The following is a 13200-nucleotide window of genomic DNA, read 5'->3' on the forward strand; positions in this document are numbered from 1 at the left end:
CCGGCCCGGCCCGGGGGGGGCAGGGGGGGGGGGCGGGGGGGTGCGCCCCGGGCCCGCCGGTGGGGGGGGGGGGGGGGGGGGGGCGGGGGGGGGGGGGGCGCCCGGGTTACCGCGCCCCCGCCACGACCCGTGCGCCCCCCGACCGAGAGGTGTGCCATGACCGCGGCGGACGATCCGGCCGATCCGGTGGACCCGGCCGACCCGGTGGACCCGATCGGGCTGCTCGCCCGGGCCCTGGCCCAGACCGCCGGGCTGATCGACGGCACCGGCGTCGAACTGGCCGGCCACCCGACCCCCTGCCGCTCCTGGGACGTCGGCGACCTGATCAGCCATCTCCTGCACGACCTGGCGCAGTTCACCCTCCGGGCCGAGGGCGGGCAGCCGGACTGGAGCCGGCCCTTCGACCGGGTCGAGGAGGACTGGCTGCACGCCTTCGAGGCCGGGGCCGAGCGGCTGGTCGAGGCCTGGCGCGCCGCCGGGGACCTCACCGGCACGGTCGACCTCCCCGGCGGTGCCACCCTGCCGGCCCGCTTCCCGGTCGACCAGCAGACCACCGAATTCGCCGTCCACGCCTGGGACCTGGCCCACGCCACCGGCCAGTCCACCGAGGGCCTGGACCACGAGGTGGCCCGGGCGGCACTCGACTGGGCGCACGGCGCCCTCAAACCCGAGTACCGCGGCGACGAGGCCGACCACCACGCCTTCGCCCCCGAAGTCCCCGCCCCGCCGGACGCCCCGGCGTACGACCGGCTCGCCGCCTTCTTCGGCCGTGACCCCGCGGCGGGCGCCGGCGCATAGGGCCCACCGCGGCGATCCGCAGACGGCCGGTGGGTCAGTGCACCCGGCCGGTGGCCGCGGCGCGTTTGATGGCCTCGCGGATGCGGGGGTAGCTGCCGCAGCGGCAGATGTTCTGGATCTGGTCGATGTCGGCGTCCGTCGGGTCGGGGGTGCGGCGCAGCAGGGCGACGGCGGTCATGATCTGGCCGGGCTGGCAGAAGCCGCACTGGGCGACGTCGCAGTCGATCCAGGCCTCCTGGACGGGGTGGAGGGTGTCGCCGTCGGCGAGGCCCTCGATGGTGGTGACGGTGCGGCCGTCGCACTCCTTGACCGGGCGGGTGCAGGGCTGGAACTCCTGGCCGTCCAGGTGGCTGGTGCAGGCGCGGCAGACGCCCACGCCGCAGCCGTACTTGGGGCCGGTGACGCCGAGCTTGTCGCGCAGGACCCAGAGCAGCGGCATGTCGTCCGGGGCGTCGACGCTGACGGGCCGCCCGTTGAGGACGAAGGTGTGGGTGGGCATGGGGGGCGACGTCCTCAGAAGTTGATCGGGAAGGAGCGCGGGCTGGTGCCGGTGGCGCGGGCGTAGGCGTTGGCGACGGCGGCGGAGGCGGCGGGGACGCCCAACTCGCCTGCCCCGCCCGGGGATCCGCTGGGCGGCATCAGGTGGATCTCGACGGTCGGCGGGGTGTTGCGCTGCCGGGCGTAGTGGAAGTCGGCGTAACTCCCCTCCCGGAAGGCGCCGTTGTCGAGGTGGTTGCCGGCCTGCAGGACGACGGAGATGCCGTCGATCAGTGCGCCGGTCAACTGGGCCTCCAGGCCTCGGGGGTTGATGACCTGGCCGACGTCGGCGGCGATGACGGCCTTGGTGACCCGGGGGTTGGCGCGGTCGGTGGCGTCGAGTTCGACCAGGTAGGCGGCCCGGCCGCCGTTCTCGTCGTGGTAGCCGACGCCCTGGGCCTGGCCCTCGGGCATCGGGCGGCCCCAGTCGCCGGCCTTGGCGAGGGTGTCCAGGAGGGCCCGGCCGGCGGCGTCGCGCACCCGGGCGCGGCGGAAGGCGACCTCGTCCTGGCCCATCCGGCGGGCGAGTTCGTCCATCATGATCTCGTCGGCGACCCGGACCATGCCGGAGTAGACGGAGCGCCAGCTGCCGGTGTGCACCGGGAGCGGGAGTTCGGCGAGCAGCTGGGTGGGGATGCCGACGTTGTACGGGTTCTTCTCGGTGAGCAGGAAGAAGGCCTGGGCGAGGCTGATCCCGGCGACGGAGAGGTTGAACCCGGCGCCGGTGAGGGCCTCGCCGAGGCCGTGCGAGAGGTCGGTGCGCACGGTGGCGGCGCGGTGCTCCCAGCTGAGCACCTGGCCGAGGCCGTAGGTGGCGCGGATGCGGTGGTGGCTGGCGGGGCGCATCCGGCCGTGCCGCATGTCGTCGTTGCGGGTCCACATCAGTTTGACCGGTCGGCCGGCGGCCTTGGAGATCTGGGCGGCCTCCAGGGCGGCGTCGAAGAACAGCCGGCGTCCGAAGGAGCCGCCGCCGCGGACGACGTGGACGGTGACGGCGTTCTGCGGCAGGCCGAGTTCGGCGGCGATGGTCTGCTGGGCGATGATCGGGCTCTGGGCGGCGAACCAGAGTTCGGCGCGGCCGGGCCGGACGTCGGCGACGGCGGTGAGTACCTCCATCGGCGCGTGGTTGACGAAGGCGAAGTCGAACTCGCCGTCCAGGTACGGGGTGAGCAGCGGCGGCAGCAGGAACGGCGCGTGCGCGGCGCGCAGTCCGGCCCGGACGTCCTCGGTGGAGAGGCCGGCGGCCGGGCCGGGGTTCCAGGTGGTGCGCAGTGCGTCGCGGGCCTTGAGGGCCTGGTCGAAGGTCTCGGCGAGGACGGCGACGCCGGTGGGGATCGGCACCACGGCGAGGACCCCGGGCATGGCGCGGGCGACCGAGGCGTCCAGGGACTTGAGGGTGCCGTTGACGGTGGTCGGGCGGGCGACCACGGTGGGTGCGGCGCCCGGGATCCGGAGGTCCCCGGCGTACTGGACGCGGCCGGTGACGATGTCGCGGGCGTCGATGCGGCCGGTGGGCCGGCCGACCAGGCGGCGCTGGTCGGCCGGCTTGGGGGTGGCGGGGACGGCGGGGACGACCACGGTGGCGGCGTCGGCGGCGAGTTCCCCGAAGCGCAGGCGTCGGCCGTCGGGGGCGAGGACGGCGGAGCCGGCGGTGCGCAGGGCGGTCGCGGGAACCTTCCAGCGGTTCGCGGCGGCGGTGACCAGCCGGGCGCGGGCGGCGGCGGCCGCGGCGCGCACCGGCTCGTACAGCGAGCGCACCGAGTTGGAGCCGCCGGTGAGCTGGTAGAAGAGCAGTTCGGGGCGGCCGTCGGAGAGCGGTACGTCCACGTCGGTGAGTTCGGCGTCGAGTTCCTCGGCGACCAGCATGGCGATCGCGGTGGTGAGGCCCTGGCCGACCTCCAGTCGGGGCAGGTGCAGCGCGGCACGCCCGGCGGGGGTGATTTCGAGCACCAGCAGGTGGGAGGTGGGCAGGCCGGCGAGGATCATCGCGTCGCCGAGGTCGAGGACGTCGGGGATGCCGGGCAGGCCGAGCAGTTGCGGGGGCGCGGAGGCGTCGCGGGTGGCCGCGGCGGCGCGTTCGGCGGCCCGGGCGGTGGCGGGCGCGGCGGCGTCGAGGCCGAGCCGGGCGGCGACGGTGAGGGTGGGGGCGGCCAGCAGGTAGGTGAGGAAGCGGCGGCGGCCGGCGGGCTCGGCGCGGTCCGCGGGACCGGTGGGAGCGGCGGGGTCCTCGTCCGGGCCCTCGCGGCCGGCGAAGCCCGAGCGGGCGGTGGAGGTGCTGATGGGAGGGGCCCTTCGAGCCGGAGCGGGCGCCGGATCGGGCGGGCACGGACGGCCCCGGCCCCGGTGCCGGATCGCGGACGCCGTTGAGCATAGGAGGGCGTTACTGACGGGTCAACACGGCCAATCTTGGCCCTCCGGCCGGGGGGTGGAGGTGTCCGGTCCGCTTCGGCCGGCGGAGTCGGAGCGGGTACGGAGGGGGCTTCGCCCGGGCGGGCGGGGCCTCGGAGCGGCCGCGCGGAGTGCTGCCGGACGATCAACAGGGCGCTGTCGTACGGGAGTTCACGGCTCGTCCGACGGTGCGGCGGGGCCCCGGAAGTGGACCGGGAAAATTCAAGATCAATGGACCTGTCGGCCGGTCCACTTCTTCCCTAGGCTGGGCCTCGCCCGACCGCCTGGATCCGACAGGAGAGAAGTGCCGAACCAGAGCGCCGCCCGGCTCGCCCTGCTGCCCCCCGCCGGCCCCCAACGCACGCTCGCCGCAGCCCAGTTGGCGAGCGCGGTGGGCGACGGCGCCTACTACACCTGCTCCGCGCTCTACTTCACCCGCGTCATCGGGATGTCGCCGACCGCCCTCGGCTTCGGACTCGCCGTCGCCTGGGCGCTCGGCTCGCTGGCGGGCGTCCCGCTCGGCGCCCTCGCCGACCGTCGCGGCCCGCGCCGCACCGCCGTGGCCCTCGCGCTCGCCACGGCCGGCGTGGTCGCCGTCCTCCTGGTCGTCCGCTCCTACCCGCTGTTCCTGCTCGCCGTCTGCCTCTACGCCACCGCGCAGTCCGGCCTCACCGCGGCCCGGCAGGCCCTGGTCGCCGGCCTGGTGCCGACCGCCGAGCGCACCGGACTGCTCGCCCACCTCCAGTCAACCCTCAACGGAGGACTGGCCGTTGGCGCCGCCATCGGCGGCATCGCGCTCACCGTCGGCACCCGGGAGGCCTACTTCGGCGCCTTCACCGTCACCGCCCTCGGCTTCCTGGCCGGTGCGCTGGTCCTGCGCCGGCTGCCCGAGGCCCCGCCCGCACCGGCCGACCCGGCCGCCGGACCACGACTGGCCGTGCTGCGGGACCGCCGCTACGCCGCCGTCACCCTGGTCAACACCGTGCTGCTGCTGCGGATGCCGATGCTCAGCCTGATCCTGCCGCTGTGGATCGCCCAGCGCGCCCCCGGCCTCGGCTGGCTCGGCTCGGCGCTGTTCGTGCTCAACACCCTGGCCGTGCTGGCCTTCCAGGTCCGGGCGGCCCGCGACGTCAGCGGACTGGACTCGGCCGTCCGGGCCGTGCGGTCGTCCGGGGTGCTGCTGCTCGCCTCCTGCGCGGTCTGCGGACTGTCCGTGCTGTCCGTCCCGGCGTGGGGGTTCGCCGCCCTGCTGGTGGTCGCGGCCGTGCTGCAGGTGGCGGGCGAGATGCGGCAGTCGGCCGGTTCCTGGCAGCTCGGCTTCGACCTCGCGCCGCCGGAGCGGATCGGCCAGTACCAGGGCTTCTTCGGCACCGGCGTCGCCGTCGCCCGCACCCTGGGGCCGCTGCTGCTCACCACGCTGCTGCTGGACGGCGGGCTCACGGGCTGGCTGGTACTGGGCGGGGTGTTCCTCGCCGCCGGGTACGCGATGGGCCCGGTGGCCCGCTGGGCGGCGCGCGACCGCGACTACCTGCCGCCGGCCCCCGCGCCGTCCTCCTCGGCCGTCGGGGCCACCGCCGCCGAGGCGCCGTAGAGATCGTCGTCGCCGCCGTACGGCGCCGCGCGCCCGGCCCTGGAGGCCGGCCGCTCGGAGCGGTCGGCGAACAGGTCGTCCGGCGCGTCCTCCAGCAGGTCGTCCGGCGTCTCCTCCACCAGGCCGTCCGACCGGACCGGCCGGCCGTCCCGCCGCTCGTTCCCGGTCATCGCACGCTCCAACCGCCGCTGCTGCTGTTCCGGATACGGCCGATGCTACTCCGCGGGCCCGCCGCGCAGCCCCGCGCGGGCCCCGCGCAGCGGGCCCCGGAAACCGCTGGCCCCCGCCCGCCGCCCGCTGGCATGCTGGCCGCGTGGACAGACCCCAGATCTGGCTCGACCTCGCCCCTGAGCTGCACCTCTTCGTCTCCGCGCCCCGGCGGGCCGGCCGCACCGCGCTGCGCACCGACGGCACCTCCAGCCTCGGCCACCTGGTCGAGTCGCTGGGCGTGCCGCTCACCGAGGTCGGCGCCCTGCTGGTGGACGGCCGCCCGGTGCCCGGCTCGTACGTCCCGGCCGACGCCGAGCAGGTCAGCGTCGCCGCCGTCGCCCGGCCGCAGCCCTCGCCCGCCCCGCCGCGCTTCCTGCTGGACGTCCACCTCGGCACCCTCACCCGCCGGCTGCGCCTGCTCGGCATCGACGCCGCCTACGAGAACCCCGACATCGGCGACGCCGCGCTGGCCGCCCGCTCCGCCGCCGAACAGCGCGTCATGCTCTCGCGCGACCGCGGCCTGCTGCGCCGCCGCGAACTGTGGGCCGGCGCGTACGTCTACAGCCACCGCCCCGCCGAGCAGCTGCGCGACGTGCTCTCCCGCTTCGCCCCGCCGCTCGCCCCCTGGAGCCGGTGCACCACCTGCAACGGCACGCTGCGCACGGTGAGCAAGACGACGGTGCGCGAACAGCTGCACGACGGCACCGAGCGCTCGTACGACGCCTTCGCCCAGTGCGCGGACTGCGGCCAGGCCTACTGGCGCGGGGCCCACCACGCCCGGCTGGAGGCCATCGTCACCGACGCGGTGCGCGAGTTCGGGGGAGTCTCGGGGTAGCGGAGCCGGGCTCCTCGGGGTTCTCTCGGGGTCGGATACGGACCGCTGCGGATGGTGGGCCGTCCGGCGGGCATGGTCTGATCGGCGACGGGGGACGAGCCCAGGAACTCCTTCGTACGAGAGAGGCCGGGTCGTCGGATGAACGATCAGCCAGTGCACCAGCCCGCACCGCACCACTCCTCCTCACCCGAGCACCAACCCTTCGAGAGCGCCGAGCCCGCCACCGCCCCGGTGGTGACCGCGCCCGACGGCGCCGTGGTCCGCCCGCTGCTGGTCCTGGACGGGCTCGGCAGCCTCGCGGTCTTCGAACTCGCCCCCGGGCAGGTCACCCACGCCGTGTCGCACGCCACCGTGCAGGAGCTGTGGCAGGTCACCGCCGGCCGCGGCGAGCTGTGGCGGCGCCAGGACGGCCGGGAGGAGGTCCACCGGCTCGCCCCGGGGGCGGCCGTCTCGATCCCGCTGGGCACCGCCTTCCAGTTCCGGGCCGACCAGGACGCCGACGGGCCGCTGCGCATCACCGCCGTCACCATGCCGCCCTGGCCGGACACGGACTCCGAGGCGCGCCCGGAGGAAGGCCCCTGGAAGGCGACCGTCCGATGAGCCGGGGCAGGACGGCCCACCGGCGGTTACGCCGCACCGCCGCGGCCGCCGTCGCCGCGCTCACCCTGTTCGGCCTGGGCGCGGCCCCGGCCGTCGCGGACACCGGCACCGCCGCACCCCACCTCCAGTCACGCTACGTGGCCATGCCCGACGGCGTCCGCCTCGCCGTCGACGTCTACCTGCCGAACGGCACCGAACCCGGGGCCGAGCTGCCCACCGTCCTGGTCACCCAGCGCTACTGGCGCGCCCACGTCCTGGCCGGCCGGTCGGGCGGCACCAGCGGCGAGGCCGAGGCCTGGAACGCCAAGGGCTACGCCTACGTCGTCGCCGACCTGCGCGGCACCGGCGCCTCCTTCGGCACCCTGACCTCCGAACTCGGCACCGACCTGGTCGCCGACAGCGGCCCGCTCAGCGACTGGATCGCCGCCCAGCCCTGGTCCAACGGCCGGGTCGGCACCACCGGCGTCTCCTACGGCGGCGACACCGCGATGCTCGCCACCGCCCTCGGCAACCACCACATCACCGCCGCCGCACCGATCTCCTACGACTTCGACCCCTACGAGGACCTGGTCCGCCCCGGCGGGCTGCTGATCGAGCCCCGGCTCGCCCCGTACGCGCTGCTGCTGCGCATCCTGGACCAGGCCGGCGGCACCACCTGCGAGACCAGTGCGCAGACCCGGCAGCTCTGCGCCCAGGTCGGCCTCACCGGCCTGACCCCCCGTCCGGTCGACGGCCCGGACGGACCCGCCCTGATGGCCGCCGCGCGCGCCGAGCACGCGAACAACGCCAACCTGGTCGACATGGCGCAGCAGGGCGTCCACCGCGACTACCGCAACGGCCCGCAGAGCTGGACGGTGGGCAGCGTCGGCGAGCAGACCGACGCCGTCGAGGACGGCGGCGTCCCGGTGCTGACCCGGGCCGGCTGGCTGGACGCGGGGACGGCCAACGGCGTGCTGTCCCAGTTCAGCGGCCTGTCCAACACCCAGGACGACTGGATCGGCCCCTGGAACCACGGCGCCGGCTGGCTCGCCGACCCGTTCCGGCCCGCCCGGCCGCTCACCCCGGCCGAGCACGAGCAGAACGACCAGCGGGTGGTCGACTTCTTCGACCGCTACGTGCGCGACGGCGCCCGCCCCGACGGCAGGCGGCAGGTGCACTACTACACCTTCAACGAGGACGTCTGGCGCACCACCAGCCGCTGGCCGGTGCCCGGGACCCGCACCCGGCCCTTCCGGCTCGGCGCGGGCAACACCCTCACCGAGGGGCGGACCGGGAGCGGCCCGGCCGGCTCCGACCTGCTGAGCCTGGACCCGACCGCCGGCACCGGCCCGCTCGACCGCTGGAACACCAACCTCAGCGGCAGCAAGGTGAGTTACCCCGACCGGGCGGCCGTGGACGGCAAGCTGCTCAGCTACACCACCGCGCCGCTGACCGAGCCCGCCCGGGTCACCGGCAACGGCAGGGTCACCCTCGACGTCACCGGCCTGGCCGGCTCGGCGGACGGCGCCCTGCACGTCTACCTGGAGGACGTCGCCCCGGACGGCCGGGCCACCTATCTGACGGAGGGCCAACTCGCGCTCGCCGACCGGGCGGTGGCCGACTCCGGCGACAACCCCGACTGGCGCCGGCTGCGCACGCCCCGCAGCTACGCGGCCACCGACGCCACGCCCTTCCCGCAGGGGCGGGCGCAGCGGGTGGTGATCGACCTCCAGCCGGTCTCGGTGCTCTTCCGGGCCGGCGACCGGATCCGGCTCACCGTGGCCGCCGCCAACCCCGACTCCTTCCAGCTGCTCCCGGCCGACGGCCGCGCGCAGTACCGGATCGGCTACGGCGGGCACGGCGGCGAGTCCGGTTCGGTGCTGGAACTCCCGCTGGTGCAGCGGTAGTTACCTGCCCGCCAGGCCGAGGGTCCAGATGTGGGAGCTGTAGCTGCCCATCCGGGTCGGGTGGCGCTCGACCAGGGTCGCGGTCAGGCCCTCGGGGCCGCGGTGCAGTGAACCGGTGAAGCGGTGCCGGTCGGCGGGGTCGAGCGGGAGCAGTTCGGCGAGCACCGCGTCGTCCAGCTCCCGCCCGACGGCACGCAGCACTCCCGCGTCCAGCACCAGCAGGGTGCCGTCGGGCAGCACCAGCGGCTCGGGGGCCAGGGCGTCGTTCAGCAGCGGGCCGGGCTCGACCACCCCGCCGGGCAGCAGTCGCACCACCCGGCTGCCGGTGGGGTGGCGGCGGTCGGTCTCCACCACCCGCAGGCCGGTGCCGGCCGGTCCGGCCACGCCGACCACGTAGTGGCCGAAGCTGCGCCAGGAGTCGACCACGGCGCCGTCCCGGTCGTGGGCCCTGGTGTCGAAGTGGCCGTAGCCCTCCAGCCCCAGGACGAAGCGCCCGTCGCCGAGCGCCGCACCGCGTTCCCCGCGCAGCTCGGCGACCGGCGTGCCGTCGGCGAGGTCCAGCAGCAGGGCCGGGCCGAGGTGGCCCCAGGCGGTGTAGTCGAAGGAGGTGGTGGTGACCAGCACCCGGTCGGCGGACAGGTGCGCCGCGTTCGGCCGGCCCGGGCAGGGGCGGCGCCAGCGGACCTCGCCGTCGGCGTCGACCCAGCTGAGCTCGCCGTCCCCGCCGTGCAGCGTCCAGCCCTCGCGCCGCGCCAGCGGCCCCGCCGGGCGCCCCTGCGGACGGCCGCCGGGCTCGCGGCGGTGGTTCATGACCGTGACCTGCCAGCTCCCCATGGTGCGGATGCTATCGGCCGGGCCCGAACGACGGGTGTCGTTTCGGTGGCCGCTCACGGCGCCCTGACGGCGGACAATCTCCCCAGGACCAGTGGAGGAGGCGAGAGTGGAGCCCGTGGAGCCCGTGGAGCCGGCGGAGTTCGAGGTGATGGTCGAGATCCCGCAGGGATCGCGCAACAAGTACGTGATGGACTTCGACGCGGGCCGGATCAGGCTGGACCGCACCCTCTTCACCGCCACCCGCTACCCCGCCGACTACGGGTACGTCGAACGCACCCTCGGCGGCGACGGGGAGCCGCTGGACGCGCTCGTCCTCGGCGGCGAACCCGCCGTCCCCGGCTGCGTGCTCACCTGCCGGGCGGTCGGGATGTGGGTGATGCGCGACGAGCGCGGACCCGACCAGAAGGTCCTCTGCGTCCCGGCCCGCGACCCCCGCTACGCCGACCTGCGGGACATCGGCGACCTGCGCGAGTTCGACCGGCTGGAGATCACCCACTTCTTCCAGGTCTACAAGGACCTGGAGCGCGGCACGTCGGTCGAGGGCTCGCACTGGGCGGGCCGGGACGCCGCCTACGCCGAGATCGCCGAATCGCGCGCCCGGGCGGCGGGCACCCGCTTCGCCCGCCCGGCCTGAGCCCGTCCGGCCTGAGCCCGTCCAGCTGAGCCCGGGCCCACGGCAGGGCCCGGGCCCAGCGGTTCGTCGGCTCAGAGCCGCGCGCTGCTCAGGATCGCGCGCACCTGGGCGGCGATGGCGGCCTCGTTGTGCTCGAACTCCGGTGAGGTGACGCGGTCCTGCCGGTCCGGGAGGCCGGTGAGGACCGGGGTGTGGAGGTGGCCGCCGGGCAGCGCGGGGTCGAGGTCGAGGCGCAGGCGGTTGGAGCGGTAGGCGACCTCGTTGGAGAGGTAGCCCCCGCCGCCCCCGGCGACGGCGCGGGAGCCGGGGGTCGGGCCGTCGGGGCGGTCGACCGGGGCGGTGGCGCCCGCGGGGATCTCGGTGACGGGGGTGTTGAGCAGCACGGGGTAGGGCTGCTGGACGGCCGTCATGGCGTCGGTGGGCAGGGTGGTGCGGATGAACTCCGGGCCGTCGGCGAGGCCCGGGGCGTCCACCGGGTGCTGCCGGGTGCCGCCGGAGAGCGCGGCGGCGTTGTCGGTGTACGGGTCGGCGGAGCGGGCGCGGCCGGCCCAGGCCTCCAGGGTGAACTTGCCCGGGTAGCCCTGGCTGATGCTGGTGATCAGGTCGGCGGACTGCGGGCCGCCGGGCTCCAGGTGGGGGCCGAAGGCGCGTTCCACGATGCCCTGGTCGAAGTCGCGGTAGCGCACCGGCAGGACGACGGCCCGCACCTCGGCGGTGCTGCCGTCGGCGAGGGTGATCCGCTGCCCGTGCAGTTGCAGCACGGCCGCGCCGGAGGGGTTGGCGCGGCGCGCTTCGGTGTCCAGGCCGTACGGGTCGAAGCCGCTGACGAAGATCCGTCGGACGCCGGGGTCGGGTTCGTCGGCGAAGCCGTCGTCGAGGCCGCGCGAGGCGTCCTCGAAGCGGGCCCGCAGTCCGGCGTGGTCGACGTCGAACCGGGGCTGCCACTGGGCGAGTTGCACGGTCATGGCGAGTCGCGCCCAGTACAGCGGGCGGTCGTCGAGGGCGGGCAGTTCGCCGCCGGGCCGGCGCCCCTGGGCGCGGTCGAGGCCGGCCTGCCAGAGCTTGCGGCCCCAGCTGTCGACCACCCGCTGGGCGCGGTGGGCGGTGCGGGCGGCGCAGAGGGCGGCGGGGAAGCCGTGGAGCAGGTCGGCGAGGCCGGAGCGCTCGGTGAAGACGGCGGTCCGGGCGTCCTGCAGCCGGGCCTGTTCGGCGTCCGGCGGGGCGGTGGTGACGGTCCGGCAGCCGTCCGGTGCGGCCTGGGCCCCGGCGGCGGGGGCGAGCAGCGCGGCGAGGGTGCCGACGAGTGCGGTCGCCAGGGCGGCGCGGCGGGTGGCGGAGCTCGCGGCGCGGCGGGTCATTGTCATGGCCACTGACATTAGGCGGCGGGCTGACACCCCGCCAGGGTGCCTGCGCCGTACCCGTAGGCTGAGCGGGTGACACCCCTCGATCCGACCGTGAAGTCCCTGATCAGCGACCCCTACGGCGCCTACGCCGCGCTGCGCGCCGAGGCGCCCGAGCACCGGGTCACCGGCCCGGACGGACTGCCCGTCCGGCACCTGCTGCGCCGCTTCCCCGACCTGGCCCTGGACGCCCCGGCCGAGGAGCTGCGCCACCGCCCCGCGCTGCGCGCCCGCGGCCTGCTGGAACTCCCCGTCCGCATCGGGTCGCAGGGGCGGGAACCGGCGTGAGCTCTACAGCGTTGTCGTGGTCGAACAGCGTGATTCGGACGGTGGTGGAGGAAACCCCATGAGTGTGGCCCTGACGAAGGGTGGCAACGTCTCCCTGGCCCGGCAGGCGCCCGGCGTGCGGTCCGTCCGGGTGTGCCTCGGGTGGACGGCCGGAGCCGGGTACGACCTGGACGCCAGCGCGCTGCTGTGCGGCCCGTCCGGGAAGGTCCTCACGGACCAGCACTTCGTCTTCTTCAACAACCTGCAGAGCCCGGACGGCGCGGTCCGCCACCTGGGCTCCGGCGGGGGCGGCGAGGACGCGGAGCGGATCGAGGTCCGGCTCGGGGACGTCTCGGCGCAGGTGGAGAAGGTCGCCTTCGCGGTGGCGATCTACGACGCGGCGCAGCGGCGGCAGAGCTTCGGCCAGGTGCGCCGTGCGTACGTGCGGGTCGTCGACGCGGACAGCGGCACCGAGGTGGCGCGCTACGACGTGACGCCCGAGACGGGCAGCGAGACGGCCATGGTGTTCGGCGAGCTCTACCGCAACGGCGCGGACTGGAAGTTCCGCGCGGTCGGGCAGGGCTACGCCTCCGGGCTCGCGGGCATCGCCACCGACTTCGGGGTCGACGTCCTGCAGCCCGCGCCGGCGGCTCCGGCCCCTGCCCCTGCCCCCGTCTCCGCGCCCGTACCGGTCGCGCCCGCGGCGCCGCCGGTCGTCCCCGCCGTTCCGAAGACCCAGCCAGCTACAGGGAGTTCACCCGTGACGTGCTTCTTCGACCCCACCCACGGCGCCGGTTCGGCCGTGGTGCTGTGGCAGCCGCAGTGGGGCGTGCCGCGCCAGGTCGAGACCTGCGCCGCCTGCGCCCAGCGGGTGCAGACCACCGTCCCGCCGTTCTACACCCCGCCGCAGGCCGGTTACCCCCAGCAGGGCTACCCGCAGCAGGCGCAGCCGCAGGTGCCCGCCCAGCAGCAGGAGCAGGGCGGCCGCCGCTTCGGCACCGGCGCGATGATCGGCGCGGGTGCGGCCGGCCTGGTCGGCGGCATGCTGCTGAACGAGGCGCTGAGCGACGACGAGCCGCAGGTGGTCGTCAACAACTACTACGAGGACGACGACTCCTTCTTCTAAGAGGGTGTTCGGTAGGGGAATCCCCCCAACTGTCCGGCTTTCACTGGCGCGGCACGGACTCGGTTCCAGGATCCCGTAGCGGCCGGGCCCGCGT

Annotated in this window: 13 protein-coding genes; 8 read left to right on the plus strand and 5 right to left on the minus strand. The window is 75.6% G+C overall.

The genetic code is table 11. The features are described from left to right. Positions 1–156: 156 nt before the first annotated feature. Positions 157–798, plus strand: coding sequence for a TIGR03086 family metal-binding protein (locus tag ACFXPX_RS19220; protein WP_380642380.1), 642 nt, complete (start codon positions 157–159; stop codon positions 796–798). Positions 799–832: 34 nt separating this feature from the next. Here the strand turns inward: ACFXPX_RS19220 and ACFXPX_RS19225 are convergent, their stop codons facing one another. Continuing rightward, positions 833–1297: a (2Fe-2S)-binding protein gene (locus ACFXPX_RS19225; protein ID WP_380526707.1), complete on the minus strand. Its 465-nt coding sequence runs from the start codon at positions 1295–1297 to the stop codon at positions 833–835. Between the two features lie 14 nt (positions 1298–1311). Further along, positions 1312–3321 (minus strand): molybdopterin cofactor-binding domain-containing protein, encoded by a 2010-nt coding sequence (locus ACFXPX_RS19230; protein WP_375884365.1) that lies wholly within the window; start codon positions 3319–3321, stop codon positions 1312–1314. Positions 3322–4027: 706 nt separating this feature from the next. Between ACFXPX_RS19230 and ACFXPX_RS19235 the strand changes: the two genes are divergently transcribed. After that, positions 4028–5314, plus strand: a complete 1287-nt coding sequence (locus ACFXPX_RS19235) for an MFS transporter (RefSeq protein ID WP_380526711.1) — start codon at positions 4028–4030, stop codon at positions 5312–5314. Here ACFXPX_RS19235 and ACFXPX_RS19240 read toward each other — a convergent pair. Next, positions 5248–5484 (minus strand): hypothetical protein, encoded by a 237-nt coding sequence (locus tag ACFXPX_RS19240; RefSeq protein WP_380526713.1) that lies wholly within the window; start codon positions 5482–5484, stop codon positions 5248–5250. The genes ACFXPX_RS19235 and ACFXPX_RS19240 overlap by 67 nt on opposite strands. 143 nt (positions 5485–5627) lie before the next feature. On the opposite strand from ACFXPX_RS19240, the gene ACFXPX_RS19245 reads away from it, so the two are divergent. The 3 genes from ACFXPX_RS19245 (at position 5628) to ACFXPX_RS19255 (ending at position 8845) form a co-directional block, all read left to right on the plus strand. Beyond that, positions 5628–6359, plus strand: a complete 732-nt coding sequence (locus tag ACFXPX_RS19245) for a Mut7-C RNAse domain-containing protein (RefSeq protein WP_375884371.1) — start codon at positions 5628–5630, stop codon at positions 6357–6359. 138 nt (positions 6360–6497) lie between these two features. Continuing rightward, positions 6498–6959 carry a cupin domain-containing protein gene (locus ACFXPX_RS19250; RefSeq protein ID WP_380397118.1) on the plus strand — a complete coding sequence of 154 codons (462 nt, stop codon included), beginning with the start codon at positions 6498–6500 and terminating at the stop codon, positions 6957–6959. Further along, positions 6956–8845 carry a CocE/NonD family hydrolase gene (locus ACFXPX_RS19255; RefSeq protein WP_380642383.1) on the plus strand — a complete coding sequence of 630 codons (1890 nt, stop codon included), beginning with the start codon at positions 6956–6958 and terminating at the stop codon, positions 8843–8845. Before ACFXPX_RS19250 ends, ACFXPX_RS19255 begins: the two co-directional genes overlap by 4 nt. On the opposite strand, the gene ACFXPX_RS19260 is transcribed toward ACFXPX_RS19255, so the two are convergent. Then, positions 8846–9679: a hypothetical protein gene (locus tag ACFXPX_RS19260; RefSeq protein ID WP_380642385.1), complete on the minus strand. Its 834-nt coding sequence runs from the start codon at positions 9677–9679 to the stop codon at positions 8846–8848. Positions 9680–9827: 148 nt separating this feature from the next. On the opposite strand from ACFXPX_RS19260, the gene ACFXPX_RS19265 reads away from it, so the two are divergent. After that, positions 9828–10313 carry an inorganic diphosphatase gene (locus tag ACFXPX_RS19265; protein ID WP_380526760.1) on the plus strand — a complete coding sequence of 162 codons (486 nt, stop codon included), beginning with the start codon at positions 9828–9830 and terminating at the stop codon, positions 10311–10313. A gap of 71 nt (positions 10314–10384) precedes the next feature. On the opposite strand, the gene ACFXPX_RS19270 is transcribed toward ACFXPX_RS19265, so the two are convergent. Next, complete coding sequence (locus ACFXPX_RS19270) at positions 10385–11677, minus strand: pyroglutamyl peptidase (RefSeq protein ID WP_380642387.1); 1293 nt, start codon at positions 11675–11677, stop codon at positions 10385–10387. A 69-nt stretch (positions 11678–11746) separates the two neighbouring features. Between ACFXPX_RS19270 and ACFXPX_RS19275 the strand changes: the two genes are divergently transcribed. Beyond that, positions 11747–12001 carry a hypothetical protein gene (locus tag ACFXPX_RS19275; protein WP_380642389.1) on the plus strand — a complete coding sequence of 85 codons (255 nt, stop codon included), beginning with the start codon at positions 11747–11749 and terminating at the stop codon, positions 11999–12001. 58 nt (positions 12002–12059) lie between these two features. Continuing rightward, positions 12060–13106 carry a TerD family protein gene (locus ACFXPX_RS19280; protein ID WP_380642391.1) on the plus strand — a complete coding sequence of 349 codons (1047 nt, stop codon included), beginning with the start codon at positions 12060–12062 and terminating at the stop codon, positions 13104–13106. The last annotated feature ends 94 nt before the right edge of the window (positions 13107–13200 follow it).

The organism is Kitasatospora sp. NPDC059146, from assembly GCF_042786665.1.
Classification (GTDB): domain Bacteria; phylum Actinomycetota; class Actinomycetes; order Streptomycetales; family Streptomycetaceae; genus Kitasatospora.

Bases quoted from the DNA above. Each gene is read 5' to 3' on its own strand.
- ACFXPX_RS19280 (WP_380642391.1), top strand. From the start codon at position 12,060: ATGAGTGTGGCCCTGACGAAGGGTGGCAACGTCTCCCTGGCCCGGCAG.
- ACFXPX_RS19255 (WP_380642383.1), top strand. From the start codon at position 6,956: ATGAGCCGGGGCAGGACGGCCCACCGGCGGTTACGCCGCACCGCCGCG.
- ACFXPX_RS19250 (WP_380397118.1), top strand. From the start codon at position 6,498: ATGAACGATCAGCCAGTGCACCAGCCCGCACCGCACCACTCCTCCTCA.
- ACFXPX_RS19260 (WP_380642385.1), bottom strand. From the start codon at position 9,679: ATGGGGAGCTGGCAGGTCACGGTCATGAACCACCGCCGCGAGCCCGGC.
- ACFXPX_RS19265 (WP_380526760.1), top strand. From the start codon at position 9,828: ATGGTCGAGATCCCGCAGGGATCGCGCAACAAGTACGTGATGGACTTC.
- ACFXPX_RS19225 (WP_380526707.1), bottom strand. From the start codon at position 1,297: ATGCCCACCCACACCTTCGTCCTCAACGGGCGGCCCGTCAGCGTCGAC.
- ACFXPX_RS19220 (WP_380642380.1), top strand. From the start codon at position 157: ATGACCGCGGCGGACGATCCGGCCGATCCGGTGGACCCGGCCGACCCG.
- ACFXPX_RS19270 (WP_380642387.1), bottom strand. From the start codon at position 11,677: ATGACAATGACCCGCCGCGCCGCGAGCTCCGCCACCCGCCGCGCCGCC.
- ACFXPX_RS19240 (WP_380526713.1), bottom strand. From the start codon at position 5,484: ATGACCGGGAACGAGCGGCGGGACGGCCGGCCGGTCCGGTCGGACGGC.
- ACFXPX_RS19230 (WP_375884365.1), bottom strand. From the start codon at position 3,321: ATGATCCTCGCCGGCCTGCCCACCTCCCACCTGCTGGTGCTCGAAATC.